This is a genomic window from Streptococcus sp. DAT741 (assembly GCF_009866825.1).
GTDB classification, from domain to species: domain Bacteria; phylum Bacillota; class Bacilli; order Lactobacillales; family Streptococcaceae; genus Streptococcus; species Streptococcus ruminantium.
This window is the reverse complement of the sequence record NZ_CP019557.1, coordinates 1206696-1224428: the sequence shown is the minus strand read 5'-3', so window position 1 is coordinate 1224428 and position 17733 is coordinate 1206696. Positions and strand designations below refer to the sequence as shown.

Annotated in this window: 18 protein-coding genes and 2 pseudogenes; 18 read left to right on the top strand and 2 right to left on the bottom strand. The window is 37.6% G+C overall.

The window, feature by feature from the left end; genetic code table 11:
- From BZG42_RS05850 to rlmD, 4 genes are all read left to right on the top strand, one after another.
- Positions 1–492, top strand: a complete 492-nt coding sequence (locus BZG42_RS05850) for a shikimate kinase (RefSeq protein ID WP_155995446.1) — start codon at positions 1–3, stop codon at positions 490–492.
- Positions 483–1310 carry a prephenate dehydratase gene (gene pheA, locus BZG42_RS05845; RefSeq protein WP_155995448.1) on the top strand — a complete coding sequence of 276 codons (828 nt, stop codon included), beginning with the start codon at positions 483–485 and terminating at the stop codon, positions 1308–1310. Before BZG42_RS05850 ends, pheA begins: the two co-directional genes overlap by 10 nt.
- A 15-nt stretch (positions 1311–1325) precedes the next feature.
- Positions 1326–2651, top strand: coding sequence for an LCP family protein (locus BZG42_RS05840; RefSeq protein ID WP_155995450.1), 1326 nt, complete (start codon positions 1326–1328; stop codon positions 2649–2651).
- 221 nt (positions 2652–2872) lie between these two features.
- Entirely contained in the window at positions 2873–4228 is a 1356-nt protein-coding gene (rlmD, locus tag BZG42_RS05835; RefSeq protein ID WP_155995452.1) for a 23S rRNA (uracil(1939)-C(5))-methyltransferase RlmD, read from the top strand.
- 212 nt (positions 4229–4440) lie between these two features.
- Here the strand turns inward: rlmD and BZG42_RS05830 are convergent, their stop codons facing one another.
- Positions 4441–5328, bottom strand: coding sequence for an IS3 family transposase (locus tag BZG42_RS05830; protein ID WP_156009170.1), 888 nt, complete (start codon positions 5326–5328; stop codon positions 4441–4443).
- Complete coding sequence (locus BZG42_RS05825; RefSeq protein WP_155963061.1) at positions 5325–5645, bottom strand: transposase; 321 nt, start codon at positions 5643–5645, stop codon at positions 5325–5327. Before BZG42_RS05825 ends, BZG42_RS05830 begins: the two co-directional genes overlap by 4 nt.
- A gap of 235 nt (positions 5646–5880) precedes the next feature.
- Between BZG42_RS05825 and BZG42_RS05820 the strand changes: the two genes are divergently transcribed.
- From BZG42_RS05820 to BZG42_RS05765, 14 genes and pseudogenes are all read left to right on the top strand, one after another.
- Entirely contained in the window at positions 5881–6453 is a 573-nt protein-coding gene (locus BZG42_RS05820; RefSeq protein ID WP_155996082.1) for a TetR/AcrR family transcriptional regulator, read from the top strand.
- A 120-nt stretch (positions 6454–6573) separates the two neighbouring features.
- Positions 6574–7134 carry a DapH/DapD/GlmU-related protein gene (locus tag BZG42_RS05815; RefSeq protein ID WP_155970685.1) on the top strand — a complete coding sequence of 187 codons (561 nt, stop codon included), beginning with the start codon at positions 6574–6576 and terminating at the stop codon, positions 7132–7134.
- Positions 7135–7497, top strand: a complete 363-nt coding sequence (locus BZG42_RS05810) for a nuclear transport factor 2 family protein (RefSeq protein WP_155970684.1) — start codon at positions 7135–7137, stop codon at positions 7495–7497. It abuts the gene before it with no gap.
- Positions 7487–7978 (top strand): nuclear transport factor 2 family protein, encoded by a 492-nt coding sequence (locus tag BZG42_RS05805; RefSeq protein WP_155996085.1) that lies wholly within the window; start codon positions 7487–7489, stop codon positions 7976–7978. The genes BZG42_RS05810 and BZG42_RS05805 overlap by 11 nt, the downstream gene beginning before the upstream one ends.
- A gap of 20 nt (positions 7979–7998) precedes the next feature.
- Entirely contained in the window at positions 7999–8433 is a 435-nt protein-coding gene (locus BZG42_RS05800; RefSeq protein WP_155996087.1) for a nuclear transport factor 2 family protein, read from the top strand.
- 18 nt (positions 8434–8451) lie between these two features.
- Positions 8452–9294 (top strand): aldo/keto reductase, encoded by an 843-nt coding sequence (locus BZG42_RS05795; protein ID WP_155996090.1) that lies wholly within the window; start codon positions 8452–8454, stop codon positions 9292–9294.
- 871 nt (positions 9295–10165) lie between these two features.
- Positions 10166–11125, top strand: a complete 960-nt coding sequence (locus BZG42_RS05790; RefSeq protein WP_024531979.1) for a restriction endonuclease — start codon at positions 10166–10168, stop codon at positions 11123–11125.
- Positions 11126–11148: 23 nt separating this feature from the next.
- Positions 11149–12237 (top strand): hypothetical protein, encoded by a 1089-nt coding sequence (locus BZG42_RS05785; protein ID WP_155996096.1) that lies wholly within the window; start codon positions 11149–11151, stop codon positions 12235–12237.
- Between the two features lie 6 nt (positions 12238–12243).
- Positions 12244–13413, top strand: coding sequence for a hypothetical protein (locus BZG42_RS05780; protein ID WP_024531981.1), 1170 nt, complete (start codon positions 12244–12246; stop codon positions 13411–13413).
- A gap of 312 nt (positions 13414–13725) precedes the next feature.
- Positions 13726–14982: pseudogene (locus tag BZG42_RS05775) on the top strand (ISL3 family transposase).
- A 192-nt stretch (positions 14983–15174) separates the two neighbouring features.
- The gene (locus tag BZG42_RS05770; protein ID WP_227985575.1) at positions 15175–16164 is read left to right on the top strand and encodes an Abi family protein; all 990 of its coding nucleotides are present in this window, start codon (positions 15175–15177) and stop codon (positions 16162–16164) included.
- A 221-nt stretch (positions 16165–16385) separates the two neighbouring features.
- Positions 16386–16630, top strand: a pseudogene (locus BZG42_RS10110) (helix-turn-helix domain-containing protein); the annotation flags it as partial.
- Positions 16631–16782: 152 nt separating this feature from the next.
- On the top strand, positions 16783–16920 hold the full coding sequence (locus BZG42_RS09955) for a hypothetical protein (protein ID WP_014621302.1): 138 nt from the start codon (positions 16783–16785) through the stop codon (positions 16918–16920).
- Complete coding sequence (locus BZG42_RS05765) at positions 16920–17474, top strand: flavoprotein (protein ID WP_155961936.1); 555 nt, start codon at positions 16920–16922, stop codon at positions 17472–17474. The genes BZG42_RS09955 and BZG42_RS05765 overlap by 1 nt, the downstream gene beginning before the upstream one ends.
- Positions 17475–17733 lie beyond the last annotated feature (259 nt).

The following is a 17733-nucleotide window of genomic DNA, read 5'->3' as shown; positions in this document are numbered from 1 at the left end:
ATGCCAATCGTTTTACTGGGATTTATGGGAGTTGGAAAAACAACTGTTGCACGTTTACTACCTCTCCCTGTCTATGACATGGATCGTATTATTGAAGAACAAATTGGGATGTCGATTGTTGATTATTTTGATCACGAGGGAGAAGTTGCCTTTCGTCAACGGGAAACTCAAGTTTTGCAAGAATTGTTAAATTTACCAGAAGATTGTCTTGTGTCGACTGGCGGTGGTGTGATTAAATCCGAAGTGAATCGAAAGTTGCTGGTAGCAAACAGGGAGAATAATATCCTTTTAACTGCTTCCTTTGAAGTTGCTTATAAGAGGATTTGTTTAGACAAAGAATCTGAACGTCCACTTTTTTTACAACTTAGTAAAGAAGAAGTTAAAGCAATCTATATGGAACGCATCTCTTTATATCAAGGATTAGCGAATACCATCATCAACACCGATCATTTAAGTCCAGAACAAGTAGCAAGGAATATTTTATGCAGGTAGCCTATTTAGGACCGAAAGGATCCTTTACCCATCAAGTTGCTCAAAAAACTTTTCCGGAGGCTGATTTGCAAGCATTTGACACTATTACAGAGGTCATAAAGGCCTATGAGACAGGTCAGGCTGCCTATTCAGTCATCCCAGTAGAAAATTCTATTGAGGGAAGCGTTCATGAAACGATTGACTATCTTTTTCATCAGGCTGATATTTGTGCGGTAGCTGAGGTTGTGAAGCCTATTGCCCAACAACTTTTGGCTGTAAAGAGTTGGCAAAGGATTGAAGCCATTTATTCTCATCCTCAAGCCATAGCTCAAGGTAAGAAGTACATTCAGAAGTATTTCCCGCAAGCTCGCTTAGAAATGACAGCTAGCACAGCTTATGCAGCTCGTTTTGTGGCTGAGCATCCTACTCGACCATTTGCAGCTATTGCTCCACAGGCAGCAGCGAAGGAATATGGTTTAGAAATGCTTGCCCAGAATATTCAAGAAATAAATGAGAATTTCACACGTTTTTGGATTTTAGGAAATGAAGCACCGAGCTTACAATTGCAGGAAACAGGGAAAAAGGTTACCCTAGCTTTGACTTTGCCTGATAATTTACCTGGTTCCCTGTATAAGGCTATGTCAGTTTTTTCATGGCGTGAGATCAATTTGACAAAAATTGAAAGTCGTCCCTTGAAAACTGCTTTAGGAGAGTATTTTTTTATACTGGATATTGACCGCCAATCTGATGAGTTACTGGCCTATGCGCAAGAAGAATTGACTAGCTTGGGAATATCATGTAAAATACTAGGGAATTATCTAGTCTATATCACCAACTAGGATGAAAGTAAGCAAATGAATAAAAACAATAGCGCCTTGACCCATCATGAGCAGTTGAGGTTAGATTATTTACAGAAAAATATCCATTATCTAAACGACAAAGAAAGTCGGGAACTGGATTATTTATTATACAAAAAAGAATTACAAAGCTCGAACAGAAGCTTGAGTCAGTCTGCACGTAACTTTATACCAGTTGCAAGTGAAGATGATTTTGAGGATGAGTTGTTTGAAGAGGAGTATATTGAGGAAGAAGAGGAGCTTTTGCCTCAATATCCTGACCGCAAACATAGAAAGAGAAGTCGACAAGTATCTCCAGCTCGACCTTTGAAAATGGAGTTTGAACCTCCAGTAAAAAAAGCTAAGAAACCTCGAAAAAAAGGGAGACTGAAACGATTTGTTGGCTTTTTGTTGCTTGCATTTGTCTGTCTCATTGTCGCAATGGGTTATCATTTTTTCAAAGGGATGAATAGTGTCACTGAAAGGCCTGTACCTGAAGTTTTCAATGGAGTAGATACAGCAAATGGTACAAACATATTGATTTTAGGTACGGATGGGCGTGTTGGTGAAAGCTCTGACGAGACACGGACAGATACTATCATGGTTTTAAATGTCAATAATAAAGACAAGAAGGTGAAACTTGTCAGCTTTATGCGTGATACTTTGGTAAATATTGAGGGCTATGAGTATAAGCTTAATGCTGCTTATACTCTGGGAGAACAAGATAATCGGCAGGGAGCAGAAGAAGTTCGCAAGGCTTTGAAAAATAACTTTGGGATTGATATTAAATATTATGCCATGGTTGATTTTGCAACATTTGCAACAACCATTGATACCTTATTCCCTGAAGGAGTAAGTATTGATGCTCAGTTTTCTACCGTCAATGGTGAAGTAGTCAAATCTGTTGAGGTACCCAATGATTTACAGTTGGAGAAGAATGCTCCGGCTTACCAGACGATTCAGGTTGGCTTGCAGCGAATGGATGGAAAAACTTTGCTTAACTACGCACGTTACCGTTCAGATGATGAAGGAGATTTTGGGCGGACTAAGCGTCAGCAGCAAGTCTTATCAGCTGTGATGACACAGGCAAAAAATCCAATGAAATTGTTTTCTGGTATTGAAGCGATTGGAAAGGTAGTTGCTATGACTCCTACAACTGTGCCACAAAGCTTCATGTGGTTACAGGGACCGGGAATCATTTTAGATGCTGCCAATGGAGTCGAACGAATGACTATACCGGAGAATGGCGACTGGATTGATGACTATGACATGTATGGTGGAATGGCCCTGCGTGTCGACTTTGAAAAATACAAGCGCCGCTTGGCTGAGTTGGGTCTGCGCTAGGAGTAGTCTATCGTAGCTCGTAGGATCGCTATGATAGGTTATAGTCTAGCTCCTTGTTCTGACGATACCTTCACTTGATTATGGAAGTGGCTTCGGTCACTTTTTATAGTTTTTGCGAATCAGTATTATGGGTCTTGTCTTACCGTGATGAGTAAACTCTTTGAGAATTTATCTAATTGTCATTCTCAGAGGGGACTAGTGCCAAATAGAAAGTAGAACTAATGTTAAAGAAAAATGATATTGTTGAAGTAGAAATTGTGGATTTAACACATGAAGGGCAAGGGATTGCCAAATTAGATGGATTTGTCTTTTTTATAGAAAATGCTCTTCCCGGTGAGAAAATTCTTATGCGTGTCTTGAAGCTCAAGAAAAATATTGGTTTTGGGAAAGTGGAAGATTATCTAATTCATTCTTTAGACCGCAATCAAAATTTAGACTTGACTTATTTGCGAACAGGTATTGCTGATTTGGGGCATTTGACCTATGAAGCCCAATTAGTTTTCAAGAGAAAACAAGTTGAAACCAGCCTACGTAAGATTGCTGGAATCTCAGATATAGAAGTAGGGGATACACTAGGAATGGAAAACCCTGTAGCCTATAGAAATAAGGCAGCAGTTCCTGTCCGTCGTGTTAATGGGCAGTTAGAGACAGGTTTTTTCCGTAAAAATTCCCACGATTTAATCCCAATTGAGGATTTTTATATTCAGCATAGAGAAATTGATTCTCTCATTGTGGCAACTCGCGATCTTTTACGTAAATTGGATTTGAAGCCGTATGATGAAAGGGAGAAAACTGGTCTGATTCGAAATCTAGTGGTTCGTCGTGGACATTATTCAGGACAATTGATGCTGATTTTAGTGACAACTCGTCCTAAAATTTTCCGAGTAGAGACATTGATTGAACACTTGACTGGTCAGTTTCCCAATCTTGTTTCTGTCATCCAAAATATCAATGATCGAGCTACTAATACCATCTTTGGTCAAGAATTTCGTCTGCTGTATGGTTCAGAGACTATTGTAGATACCATGCTAGGTAATGAGTTTGAAATCTCTGGTCCGTCTTTTTATCAGGTTAATACGCAAATGGCAGAGCAACTTTACCAGACTGCTATTGACTTTGCAGACTTGTCAGCAGATGATGTCGCAATTGATGCTTATTCTGGTATTGGGACAATTGGACTTTCCTTTGCCAAACAAGTCAAGCATGTTTACGGTGTGGAAGTAATTGAGAAAGCAGTACTTGATAGTCGGAAGAATGCTGCTAGAAATGGTATTGACAATACCACCTATATCTGTGATAGTGCAGAGTCTGCTATGAAAAAGTGGGTAGATGAAGGAATCAAGCCGACAATTATTTTCGTAGATCCTCCTAGAAAAGGCCTAACTGAGAGTTTTATCAAAGCAAGCACCTCTGTTCAACCAGATAAAATTGTCTACATTTCCTGCAATGTAGCCACTATGGCGCGTGATGTCAAACTCTATGAAGAATTAGGTTACAAACTAACTAAGGTAAAACCTGTTGACCTATTCCCGAATACGCATCACGTGGAGTGTGTTGCTCTGCTCGTAAAAGCCTAGAAACATTGGAACGAAAGCATGTTAAAAAGCCTTGGAGACAAGGCTTTTTAGCTTTGGGTGGGGTAGTATCAAGGTGCTGAGGTAAACTTATAGGGTAAAAGAAAGGCTGTAACGACAGTGGGAAACCATTGTGGTTACAGTCTTTTTTGTGGTAAAATAATGAAAAAAAGTTCAAAATGTCAAGCCCCAGATAAAATGTACAGTTAAAAAAGTTAGGTGTTTAGAAGGTATGCTTCCCTAAATTCTAAGGGAGTCATACCTTTTAATTTTTCTTGTGGTCTGTGGTGATTATACCAGTCAATGTATTCCCTGATTTGATGGACGAGGGTTTCTTTATTCTCAGGTGGAAATAGTGTCAAGGACTCACTCTTCAAGTGAGAAAAGAAATTCTCACATACTGCATTATCATAACAATTTCCCTTGCCAGAATGAGATATGGTCACACCATATTGGTCTAATTTTCGGAGATACTGTTGATTGGTATATTGAAAAACTTGGTCAGAATGAAGGACACAGACTTTGGTCGAATCCCAGGAATCATGAAAGACCAGGTCGATATTGTCAAAAACTAACTTGTTATCATTGAAATCTGATAGTGTATAGGCTAAAATAGAATTGTCATAACAATCTTTTATGACACTTAAGAACATCCTCCCTTGTTTGTGGTAAACGTAGCTGACATCTGTTGTCAGTTTTTGGAGAGGACGTTCTGCTTTAAAGTTTCGGGCAAGCACATTGTAGTGGACGTGTCTTGCCTTTTCATTTATCTCTCGTTGCGTGCAGGAGTGATACCGCTTCTTCCGAATAGGAGACTGGTGACCAAGAATACGCATATAGCGCAAGACAGTTTTAGGATTAGGGGAAAGTTGATAGTGTCTTCTCAGTTGATAAGAGATGAAGCGATAGCCCTTTTGAGTGTCATGGAAGATAGTTGTAATCTTTTGGGCTAAGTTCGCATCAAACCGCTTATAGACCGGCCTCCCCTTGCTCAACCAAAGGTAGTAGGAAGACCTGGGGAAGCCGAAATAGGCACATAAAGCGGAGACGGAGTAACGATCTTTCAACCGCTCAACTACTTGATAGAGGTGGACTCTTCTCACGGATGGAGGAGAGTCCTTAAGGTCTTTAAAATCGCATTCTCCATTCGTAGATAAGTATTCTGTTCCTCTAGGGTCATCTCCTCTAGATTCCTGGTTTTGGGACGACCAGTGGACTTCCTACCTCGTAAATCCTGTGTGAGTAAAACAGGGTCTTCTCGGTATTTTCTTGTCCAAGTTAGAACCTGGCTGTCTGATTTTAACCCATATTTTTTAACAATAGAAGGCATCCCTCCGCTCTTTCCGCTGAGGTAGTCTTCCACTACCTGTATTTTGAACTCGGGTGGATAGTTGGTGAACTTGCTTCCTTTTTTGGCCATGAGAAAAGAACCTCCTTATAAGAACAGTATACAACTTTTTTATACTGTCCATTATAAGTGGTTCTTTTCAAAAAAGTATATTGATGTGAATGGTGTTTTTATAGAAAAAATAAATTGTGTAGTCGAAATATCGATTAGGCTTGTATTGCTTTTCATAAAGGCTATGAAGGAAAAAATCTAGGATTACTTAGGTGCACTCTATAAAAGCTTGATACATACAAGAGGAGGAGACGTCATGAGGTTAACTGGTTTTGAAGACTTACGGATTCAGCGTACGGTTACAGCTATTTCTCAGGCTTTTGAGGAGCTCATTTGTGAGCTAGATTATGATAAAATCACAGTGACAGAGCTGGCTAAGCGTGCTCGGATTAACAAAAAAACCTTTTATCGCTATTACCCGTCCTTGGATGATTTGCTAGCTGAAATGCAGGAAGAGTATTCTAAGGCCTATATTGACAGGATTAAGGATTTTTCTCTGCCTGAGGATTTGGAAAAAATGCAGCGCGCCTTTTTTGAGTTTTCAGCCCAGCAGGGAGAGGCCTATGATAAGATTACCATCAGCCAATCTTCTTACAGGGATATTCGTCAGGATATGATTGATATGGTCATGGCCTCTACTTGGTCTAAGTCAGAAAAAGTGAATCAACTCAGTGATTTTCAGAAGATCAGTCTCCTGAACTTTGTTCAAACAACGGGTCTGTCTATTTATCGCCAATGGGTCGAAGAGGGGAAGAAAACACCTCTTGATGATGTGATTGAAACAGCCAACTTCCTTACCCTTGCTGGTGTCAATTCCCTTTTAAAATAATATTCTGCCACGTTTTTAGCCCATGTGTGGCATAAGCCACCTTTTTAGAAAACTGCCCATTGTGTTTCTCACAGTGGGCTTTTATAATGGACTTAGAATAGAACAAAAGGAGGTACGATAATGAAGGATATTTGGAAGCGTTTGGCTGATGGAGATGCGGTTAATATGATGGAAGAGGACTATCAAGAGATGGTGCTAGCAGAGTTTCATCGCTGTCGAGACCTACAATTTCAAATCAATCAAACCCAGCCAACCTCTCCTGAAATTCATGAGCTCTATAGTGATTTGCTTGGAAGGAAATTACCTGCATCGACTAATATCATGAGTCCGTCACAAATTGATTTTGGAAAACATGTTCACCTAGGAGAAGGTGTATTTATCAATCACAGTCTGACCCTTATGTCAATCGGTGGTGTGACGATTGGCGATGGTAGCTTCATTGGGCCCAACGTCAGCATTGTGACGGATAATCACGATATGGAAGATCTTCTGGTCCTACGTTGCCAGCCTGTCGTGATTGGAAAGAAGGTTTGGGTTGGCGAAGGCGTTAAAGTGATGCCAGGTGTGACGGTTGGAGACAACGCATTGTTAGCCAGTGGTGCAGTCGTGACAAAGAATGTTCCAGCTAATGCTATTGTGGGTGGGAATCCAGCTAAGGTGATTCGGATGAAGGGAGACTAAATGACACAAACTGCAGAAAGAGAGATTATCGCCCTCCAACACGAAATTTGGGAAGCGATGATTGCACAAGATTTTGATAAACTCAATCAACTCTATCCAGAGGATCATCTCTTCCGCCATGTTGGTGGTTACTGCCAGACACGGGAGGAATACTTTGACTATATTCGAGGAGGGACTTTCCGATATTACACCTATGAGCCTATTTCGGAGACGGTGCGCCTACTCAGTGATGAGCGAGCGATTCTTCATTCTAAGGCCAAGACGGATGCACGCATTTATGGATTTCGGAAGGTCTGGACCATGGATTTTGAGTTACCCTTTGAAAAAATAGAAGGGAGGTGGCAACCGGCAAATGAAAACTAAGTTTGGAATAATGCCTTTTCTGCTTGCCCTGTTGCTAATGGGGTGCAGTCACCAGCAAGAACAAACTGGACAAGCGGAGCAAATAAGGACAGATCAGCGTCAATCGAATAAGCAGGAGGAAACCGTGCTGACACAAGCAGATAAAGATAGGATGATTGCAATTTTTGAGCAGATGCGCCAGGCCATGATTGATAAGGATATGGCTACCTTAGATGCTATTTTACCAGATGACTATGTGGCGGTGCATGTCACCGGGCGAACCCAGACCAAGGAGGAATGGCTAGCTGACATCAAAAATGGCGAGATGAATTACTATGACTTTTTAGACACAGCCTATACCTTTTCACAAGAAGGTGATCGGGTCCTCATGCAGGTCAAACAGCGGATTCATGCCAAGATATATGGTAGTGAGGGGACTTGGTCTGTCCCAGGAAATCGCTACTTTCAAAACATAGATGGCCAATGGCAAATTGTTGCATAAAAGATAAGAGAGGTAAAAATATGACTACAGAAACATGGATTGCAAAGATGGAATTAAAAGAACTGCTAGATACATTTTCAAATTTGGCAGACAGTAAGGATACCAAGACACAGGCCCAGTTGTTTGTGGAAGATGCCACCTTGACCTCGCACAATGGGGACCAGGTTTTCAAGCAGGAGGGGCGAGAGGCTATCGAAGAAGCCTGTGCAAATTTCTTGGCATTATTCGATACAGTTTACCACCTCAACGGACAACAGCTTGTCACCATTGATGGCAACAAGGCTAGTGGCACAGCTTACTGCCATGTAGTCTTGATTGGTGCCAACGAGGAGGGCCAGCGTATCCAAACCACGCAAGGTGTTCGCTATGAAGATGAGTACGTGAAAGTTGATAGTCAATGGAAGATTGCTAAGAGAACGTCTTATTTCGTGTACACAGATGTGAAAGCTGTTTAATGTAAAAGGAGGACGATCATGGAACAAACCTACTTAAGACTTAACTCAGGCTACAAGATGCCACAGTTTGGCATAGGTGTATACCTCGTTGCCCCAACTGATACCAAACAGAATGTACTGGACGCTTTTGAATTGGGCTATCGCCATGTGGACACGGCGCATGCTTATCAAAATGAGCGTGAGGTGGGCCAGGCAGTCAAGGCTTCTGGATTGGAACGCAGCGAACTTTTTATCACCTCAAAATTCTGGCCGAGCGATTATGCAGATCCTGAAGCCATTGACAAAATGCTGGCACGTCTAGATATGGACTACATTGACCTTGTGCTCTTGCACCAGGAAATCGGTGATTACAAGGCAGGATGGAGAAATCTAGAAGCAGCCGTTCAAGCTGGCAAGGTGCGCTCTATCGGGCTCAGCAATTTTGAATCGGACCGCTTGGAAGAAATGTTAGAGCTAGCAACCATTCAGCCAGCAGCCTTGCAGGTAGAATGCCATCCTTATTTCCAGCAAAGTGAGCTAAAAGAACGGATTGCAGGTATTGGTGCTATCATCGAAAGTTGGTATCCGCTGGGACACGGTGACGCCACTCTAATCAATGAGCCAGTCTTTACGCAATTGGCTCAAAAATATAATAAGACCAATGCACAAATTATTTTACGCTGGCATATTCAGTCAGGACATGCTGTCTTTCCAAAGACAACCAATCCTGACCATCTAAAAGAAAATATCGCTATCTTTGACTTTGCCTTGACCGAGGAAGAAATGGCAAGCATCCATACTCTCGATAAAGACTTCCGCTATTTCAATATGACTTTGGAGGAGCGTGAGCGCAACTTCAAACATTATGTGCCTGCGGATTGAGCATAACCTTCGAATCAATTGATTTGAATATTATTACGATATGGTCGTCGCTTGGCTTGATGGAGAAATTACTGTTCGATTTTTTGAAAGAACTGAGGTAGACTTATAAAGAAAAAGAAAGGCTGTAACGACAGTGGGCAACCATTGTCCTTACGGTCTTCTTTATGTTGTTGAGTCATGATTATCCTCGGTTAGTCGGTTGAAAAGTGAATAGTTGACAGGGATATTGTTCTGTTCCACAGTATAATTCCCAAATCACTATCACCCTCTTTCGTCTATTAGTAATAGAAGAAAGCTCTCAGCACACGTCGAGGTAGTTGGTTTGCTGGTGAAAGCCTAGAAACCTTTGAACGAAAGCATCTTAAAAAGCCTTGGAGACAAGGCTTTTTAGCTTGGAGTGGGGTAGTATCAGAGTAACTACCTCAGTTGAGGTAATTGAGTTGCTGGGGGATTTGAGAGAGATTTATTTCCGTAGACGTATGGTGGGGACATGGGGGTAGGAGTATGAGGGAACAGATGTTCCCCACTTAAGTAAAACAATCCAATAATTTTTACATTTAATCTCTAATGTGGGAACGTTGATTTGTTTGATAAGTACTACAGCATGGCATTAGGGGAACTTCTTAGGCAGGACCAGATCGATTTCAAGCCTTCAGACATGTGTCGAGTGCTAGACCATATCAGCATTGGGTTTGATGGCGAAATCACGGTTCGCTTCCTGGAAGGAACTGAAGTAGATTTATAGAAAAAAGAAAGGCTGTAACGACAGTGGGAAACCATTGTGGTTACAGCCTTTTTTTGCGTTTTTGTGGTATAATTGAGGATGAAAAAGTTAATTGTATCAAGCTTGTCAATGAGAAAAGGAAGATATATGAGAACTCATTTAACTGTACCACAAATTAAAGATTACATCATTGATACTATTATTATCAAGTCTAAGCTTATATTACAAAAGAGTGATTTAGATGAATTATTGAAAAAATCAAACTTGAGTTTTGCAAGTGATTTATTAAAAAGTGACTCTAGAACAATTGGTTTTAGGCCTGAGGAACTACAAGAACTAATCAATGAGATAAGAAGAAATATTGGAGATGTTGACGACAGAGATGGTCTAGTTATAACAAATTTTATTGCAAATAATGAACGACTTTCTAAAGACTTTGAGGTAGTGTGCAAAAATAGTATCGAGTTATTGGAATGGCATAGAGAAGAATTTGGCATTGAAAAACCATTAGGTCTGGAATTCATTGATAAAGCAGTAAATGAATATGGTGTGAGTGAGCTCTCAGTGTTTCTTTTCTTGGAAAAAATGTCTATTCATTTGAATGAAAGTATTGGGAGTGAGTTTTCACAACGACTTCTTGAAGACCCTATTGATTTGGATAGACTCTTTAAAAGTGAAAATTTACCCGAAAAAAGTTTCTTTGATCAACGTTTTATTAATTACCTATCAATGAACCAAGATAAGTTGGAAACAATTCATTGGAGACAATTTGAAGGTTTGGTAGCTGAATTTTTTTCTCGTGAGGGATACGAAATTACTTTAAATAAGGGCAGGAATGATGGTGGTATAGATATGATTGCAAGAAATAAAATTGAAGAGACAGTAACTATCATCCAATGTAAAAGATATCGGAAAAATAGATCTGTTTCTGTAGACTCAGTTAAGTCATTCTGCTTCGACGTGATTGATGGAAATTTTAATCAAGGTATAATTGTAACAACATCTTACTTGACTGATGGTGAGAAGAAAATATATAGAAATCGGTACCCGATTAGCGAAGTAGAACATCATGAACTTGAATCATGGTTACATAAAATGTTTAAATAGAATAAATATTAAGGGAGTAAAGGATGATTGATAATAATGATGTAAGCAAGGTGGAGCATGATTCTATTAAAATGGATGTTGATAGTTTGACAAACTTACCTGAAAAAATAGGATTAGAACAAAGCTCGCTGATGATCTCTGCATTGACAAATTCGCTTAGTAACTTTCAAAATGTAATCAATAAGACAAATTTATCAGCAGTTATAGCGGCTTCTAATGCGTTAAATACATCTAGTTTAGCAAACCTTGCTAACCTAACTCTCCCTTTTGAAAAACTCAGCTCATCCATTCAAATAAATAAAAGTGCTATTAATGCAATATCGGAAGTTGTTTCTTCGTATAATAAGGTTTGGTCCAGTGAGCATTTACAAGCGATTCAGAGTATTACTGAATCTGCTAAAAGATTGATTGATAGCTATCAAATTGATTATTCTAAGATAATTAGTAATTTAAGCGAAGTTCTAAAGTCACTTCCTTCACCTTATACGAAGGAGGAAATTGAACAAATTACCCTACGTGTAAAGCAATTAGCTGAAGACGGTTGGGTTATCTATTTCCAGGAAAGTAATATCTATCGCCGAATTTGTACTGAGGATTGGATTGAAATAGAGGAAAAGTGGTTTGTAATATTGAGAGAAAGGTTAGCGGACAAAGATGTTACAGCTGAATTACAAAATTCAAAATGTTATTCAGACCCGTTAATAAAGTCAATGGTTGACAGTTATCAGAATAAGAATTTCTATGCTGCGTACACTCTTGCTAGTTTGGCAATTGATGGAGCTATCAACAGAGTTTCAGAAATGATTTCTTCAAAAAAGAAAATACCGGTTGGTCATAATGCTGTTGAAGAAATTGATGAATTATTTATTGATAAATCATTTACAGATATCGGTTTAATGTATTGGCTATATAATTTTTTCAAAGATACTAAACGTTTTACAATTGATGAACCTAATCGTCACATGATTGGTCATGGCCGTTGGGAAGAAGAAATAACAGAGAAAATGTTTCTCCAGTTATTTAATGTCATTTTGTGTATTAATGATGAATATGATTATTGGGTGGAAGTTATCCGTTTTGAACAAGATAATGTAGTATTGGCTGGAGGTTAGATTGCTATGCTGAACTTATATCCTTTTATTCAAGAGATGATCGATTGTGAAACTACTATACAAAAAATGGAAGTCTTTAATAGGTGGAACCTGAGTAAGTGTAGAGTTTTTTTATTTGATGAAGAAAAATCAAATTTTGGAGATATAGGTAAATCACTTTGTTACGGAAAGTTTAATTTGATTGGCATAGGCGACTATCAAAAAATTTGGGTTATTGATAAAAATACCTCTAATACGAGGGACAATGTGTTACCTGTTGCTAGAATTGTTAACTATGACTTGAATGTATTCACCTATATAAACGATTTGTATCGGAGAAGAAATGTACCGGATAAGGAAAATTTGATTAAATTTTTAAATGAAATAAAAACAAAACGTTTAACAAATAACATCTCAACGGCATTAATGGAAAGATATACTACCCCGGTAAATTCGGAGTTGTTAGCTAAAATGATTGAAAGTTATGTTTATTTTGATAGTGTTGAATTTGATGTGTTTCAATCAAATGTACCTCAGGCTCTAGAGCAAGACAAATATATTTGGATGAGAGAAATTTGGGATGATGCACACACTTATCTAGACAATGATGAAGAAATACAACATTATGAGGCGGTTTGTTGTTATATATTGAAAGCATTTATTTTGAAAAACACAAAAAATCTTTCTACAGAATCTAAAATAGCTGAATTCAAACGCTATTGTTTTGAGGAATTATGTGTATTTTTAGAGTTGGAAATGCCTCTACTAATATTGTATTTGAAAAATGATAGTTCGGTTCAAGAAGTGTTTAAAAAGTTGCAGATTGGGGCTAAGCAGCTAGTAAATAAAATACATAATATAGCATGGGATATTTTTCATATAAGATTATTAGAGAAAAGTATTTTGTTTGATTGTATGGCAGATACAGAAGTTGTATATCTTCATTATTTTGCAACTGCGGATTCTGGATTAGCTGAGGTACTTCGAGCTAATCCTATTAAAATGCTAGTTTATTATGATAAAAATCTTATCTCTATACGTAGATATAGTGGTTTAGATTTTTTCAATCAGGATGAGTTAGATTCTTATAATACTCAATCAAAAGTAAAATGGCGCTTGGAAGCAGTTCAGAGTATTGATTTCGGTTCTGTAAAGGAGAGGTTGATTGGCGAACTAGAGGATTTACTTACGAAATAATTTTTTTATAACTTCCGTTCCACAGTATCATTCTAAAATCACCTTCACCCCCTTTCGTCTATTAGTATAGAAGAAAGCTCTCAGCACACGTCGAGGTGGTTGGTTTGCTGGTGAAAGCCTAGAACTCTTTGATAAATGGAAATAGTAAAAAGTGTCCGAGACAAAAGTCTTCCTCAGCTCAAAAAACAGGTTCTATAATTTCTGTAGTGGGTAAAACCACCGTGGAGATTATGGAGCCTTTTTGAGTGTAGAAAAAAAGTCCCGTATAACCTATAATGAAAAGCGACTAAACAACTCATTAGAAAGACTCATATGGAACAACTAAATCTTATCACAAATTTTCTCAGAATTAAAGACAAAAATATCACTATCACTGATGAATATGATATGGGAACTCACTTAGAACTCCACGGTTACTTGGATTACATGGCTCCTAAATGTCCAGAATGCAAGGGACAAATGGCTAAGTACGACTATCAGAAAACCTCTAAAATCCCCTACCTAGAAACTGCTGGCTACCCTTTACTTATCCGTCTTCGAAAGCGTCGTTTCAAGTGTAAAGAATGTGGGAAAATGGCGGTCGCTGAAACTCCTCTTGTCAAGAAGAACCACCAAATCTCCGTCGCTGTTAGCCAGAAGATCGCTCAATGACTCATCGAAAATCAAGCAATGCAACATATTGCACACAGGCTATCTATCTCAACATCATCAGTTATGAGAAAGCTCAATGAGTTCAAGTTTGAAACGGATTGGAATACCCTACCTGAGGTGATGAGTTGGGACGAGTATGCCTTCAAGAAGGGGAAAATGAGCTTCATCGCTCAAGATTTCGACTCCCTAAATGTCATCGCCATTCTCGACGGAAGAACTCAAGCAACCATCCGAAACCACTTTCTACGCTATCCTAGAAAGGTTAGAAATCGGATCAAAGTGATTACCATGGATATGTTTAGTCCCTATTATCAACTTGCTAAACAGCTTTTTCCGAATGCAAAAATCGTACTCGACCGCTTTCATATTGTTCAACAACTTAGCCGTGCTATGAACCGTGTTCGTATTCAAATTATGAATCAATTCGACAGAACATCGCAGGAATACCGAGCCTTGAAACGCTACTGGAAATTGATTCAACAGGATAGTCGTAAACTCAGCGATAAACGATTTTATCGCCCTATGTTTCGAATGCATTTGACTAACAAGGAAATACTGGAAAAACTCCTGTCTTTCTCCGAGGAACTACGACAGCACTATGAACTCTATCAATTGCTCTTATTCCATTTCCAAGAGAAGAACTCAGACCATTTCTTTGACCTCATCGAACAGGAAATAGCCACTGTTAATCCTATTTTCCAGACGGGATTTAAGACATTTCTAAAGGATAAAGACAAGGTTTTGAATGCCCTAGAATTGCCTTATTCCAACGCCAAACTGGAAGCTAGCAATAATCTCATCAAAGGCATTAAGAGAAATGCCTTTGGTTTCAGGAACTTTGAAAACTTTAAAAAACGCATTTTGATTGCTTTGAACATAAAGAAAGAGAGAACGAAGTTCGTCCTCTCTAGGTGTTAGCTTTTCATCTACCCACTACGGTTGACAAAGAGCCTGTTTTTTGAGCTGAGGAAGACTTTTGTCTCGGACTCATTATTTTGTAAATAATCCGTTAGAAATTCTACCTTTTAGTTACTTTGAAAAGTTTAGTGATATGGTATAATACTAAGGAGAGGTTACTGAATATTTTAAATGGAGACAATTATTGAAAGAATGAAAAAAGAGTCGAAAACTGGTTTAACTTCTGGGGATCTAGTTGACCATATCTTTAAAAATCATAAAATAGATATTCAAGATGATGACTCTGTCACACTCTTAAATATGGGATATTATCATGGGTATAAACGATATAGATTTGTTAAAAAATCTAATTCAGATGGGATTCTGCCCGTTTCTTCATTTAAGGAAATTGAAGCAATCTACAATTTTGATATGGAGTTAAAAGGACTTTTTTATCCAATAGTGATGCTTGTAGAGACAGCATTAAAAAATCGGACTATCGATTCAATTGTAGCAGAATCTAGTAGTGGGATAGAGGATATATTAGAACATCAATTAGCTTGTTACATGGACTATCCTGAAGACCACGAAAAATATAGTAATAAACTCGATCAGTATAATGAAACAAGGCAAAATATACTGGATACAATTGACTATTACTCAGATAAAAATGAGGTCATTAAGCATTATTTAAAAAGTGATTATCAAATTCCTCTCTGGGCTTATTTTGAAGTTATTACTTTGGGACAGTTTAGTAGATTTTTAGGAAGTTTATCTAAGTCAAGTCGTGAAAAATTAAATCAAGATTTCACGATCATTCCTAATAGGTCAAATTCTCTCGAGTTAGTTGTCAATGCTCTTATTGAGTTAAGAAATGCTACCATGCACAACAGTGCGATTTTTGATGCTAATTTTTCAAGCGGTGTATCTAAAGCACTCAAAAAACAGATAAAACAAGATTTAGGATTATCGACATTCACTTGTGTTTTCATTGAAGATTATTTCATTCTACTAATTTGGATTTTGAACATTTTAAAATTTGATACAGTAGTCCTCAATAATTATATCAATCAGTTCAATGAAATTGTTGAACGATTTGATGTTTCGCTCAATAATCGTGATATTCTCTTTAAGATTATCAGTACAAATAGAAAAACATCAATTCAACAATTAAGTAAATTTATTGACGAAAAACGAAATTAGTGGTATCATAGTCGTATCGAATTGGGGCGTGCTAGTCACGTCTGGGAGGGTCTGATGCGTCAGTCCTCCTCTTTTTTATTTTTAAGTATTCTTCAGAGGTTATCGGTTGTGCTTCCGATAGCCTTTTTCTTTTCCCTAAATTTATTGTGATAACATGAAAAGAACCTCCTTATAAGAACAGTATAGTACTTTTTATACTGTCCATTATAAGGGGTTCTTTTCAAAAAAATATAGAGGTTGCTATTAAACAAGTAACCACTACTATAAAACTATGTCAAGATTATCGAACAACTTATTTATTAGCAGATTCATTTTTGTTATTGGGAAATCTAAGTCAAAATTTTTCAGAAAAATCGACCGTTAAAAGCTACTTTGAGACTGCACTTTTTTGTATCAGCAAATTGAAGGTAATAAAGAGATGGCTTTGACAGTAGAGCACTATATTGCAGATAAATTTCGAAATTAGATACTAGAACGATGTTCAAGGGCATCGTTTTCTTTTTTGGACAAAATACAAAAAAGTATATATATAAAAAATATAAAATAAGTTTATAAAAAATATTGACAAATGAATTTATAGTTGTTAAAATAAACCTATTAAAATTAAAGGAGATACTTATGAGGAAGTTTTTAAAGAAACTCATTGTTATATCTTTGTTAGGAGGTTTAATTTTAGCCATTGGTAAAGGTGGAACGAATAAAGTTAAACCAATGAATGGAATTGATCCTGGGCCTGCAAATATTATGGTGAAGTAGTGAAGAAAAAATTATTAATTCTTGTGACAGGTTCGGTTGGTGCAAGCAACCTTGATGCCTATTTATACTATTTAAAAGAGTTTTATGATTTAACTGTAATTCTCTCTGAAAATTCTAAGCAGTTTATAAATAAAAATTTAGTCAGTTATTTTTGCGATAAGGTATATGATCAATTATTTATTGAAGGAGTTGTTCCTCATGTTATATTACCAAATGAAACAGATCTAGTTCTGGTATTACCAGCAACAGCTAATGTACTAGGTAAAATTGCTAATGGAATAGCTGACGATTTGGTAACATCAAGTGTATTGAATTTTTCTAAGAGTATAATTTTCTGTCCTAATATGAATAGTACTATGTGGAATAATCCTATAGTACAAAAAAATGTATCAATTTTAGAAGAATTAGGGCATTTTTTCTTACTTGAATCTAAACGAAGCTATGAAGTAGGGTTACGAAAAGCAACTGATTCCATGTGTTCTATGCTACAACCACAAGCATTAGTTCGAGAAGTTCTATCAATTGAAAAAATTGTCCTTGGAGAGGGACACTAAAAACTACTCGTTAAAAAAATATAGAAGGGAGTAGAGTAACATGGAAAATTCTGTGATTGATGTTGAAATGCTTTTGGAAGAATTGACTCAGGAAGCATTGGCTATTGTTTTTGTTGATAAAGATTGCTAATAAGTTACTATGTGCGTAACTATCACATATTTATAAGCTATCGGATTTAAATTGTGACTCCGATAGCTTTTAAAATAGACTTGTTCGGAAATTGGATTGTTTCAAAATTGATAATTCCGCAAATTAACT

Excerpts from the sequence above, each read along its gene's own strand:
- BZG42_RS05850 (WP_155995446.1), top strand. The coding sequence starts at position 1 with ATGCCAATCGTTTTACTGGGATTTATGGGAGTTGGAAAAACAACTGTT.
- pheA (WP_155995448.1), top strand. The coding sequence starts at position 483 with ATGCAGGTAGCCTATTTAGGACCGAAAGGATCCTTTACCCATCAAGTT.
- BZG42_RS05840 (WP_155995450.1), top strand. The coding sequence starts at position 1,326 with ATGAATAAAAACAATAGCGCCTTGACCCATCATGAGCAGTTGAGGTTA.
- rlmD (WP_155995452.1), top strand. The coding sequence starts at position 2,873 with ATGTTAAAGAAAAATGATATTGTTGAAGTAGAAATTGTGGATTTAACA.
- BZG42_RS05825 (WP_155963061.1), bottom strand. The coding sequence starts at position 5,645 with ATGGCCAAAAAAGGAAGCAAGTTCACCAACTATCCACCCGAGTTCAAA.
- BZG42_RS05820 (WP_155996082.1), top strand. The coding sequence starts at position 5,881 with ATGAGGTTAACTGGTTTTGAAGACTTACGGATTCAGCGTACGGTTACA.
- BZG42_RS05815 (WP_155970685.1), top strand. The coding sequence starts at position 6,574 with ATGAAGGATATTTGGAAGCGTTTGGCTGATGGAGATGCGGTTAATATG.
- BZG42_RS05810 (WP_155970684.1), top strand. The coding sequence starts at position 7,135 with ATGACACAAACTGCAGAAAGAGAGATTATCGCCCTCCAACACGAAATT.
- BZG42_RS05805 (WP_155996085.1), top strand. The coding sequence starts at position 7,487 with ATGAAAACTAAGTTTGGAATAATGCCTTTTCTGCTTGCCCTGTTGCTA.
- BZG42_RS05800 (WP_155996087.1), top strand. The coding sequence starts at position 7,999 with ATGACTACAGAAACATGGATTGCAAAGATGGAATTAAAAGAACTGCTA.
- BZG42_RS05795 (WP_155996090.1), top strand. The coding sequence starts at position 8,452 with ATGGAACAAACCTACTTAAGACTTAACTCAGGCTACAAGATGCCACAG.
- BZG42_RS05790 (WP_024531979.1), top strand. The coding sequence starts at position 10,166 with ATGAGAACTCATTTAACTGTACCACAAATTAAAGATTACATCATTGAT.
- BZG42_RS05785 (WP_155996096.1), top strand. The coding sequence starts at position 11,149 with ATGATTGATAATAATGATGTAAGCAAGGTGGAGCATGATTCTATTAAA.
- BZG42_RS05780 (WP_024531981.1), top strand. The coding sequence starts at position 12,244 with ATGCTGAACTTATATCCTTTTATTCAAGAGATGATCGATTGTGAAACT.
- BZG42_RS05770 (WP_227985575.1), top strand. The coding sequence starts at position 15,175 with ATGAAAAAAGAGTCGAAAACTGGTTTAACTTCTGGGGATCTAGTTGAC.
- BZG42_RS09955 (WP_014621302.1), top strand. The coding sequence starts at position 16,783 with ATGAGGAAGTTTTTAAAGAAACTCATTGTTATATCTTTGTTAGGAGGT.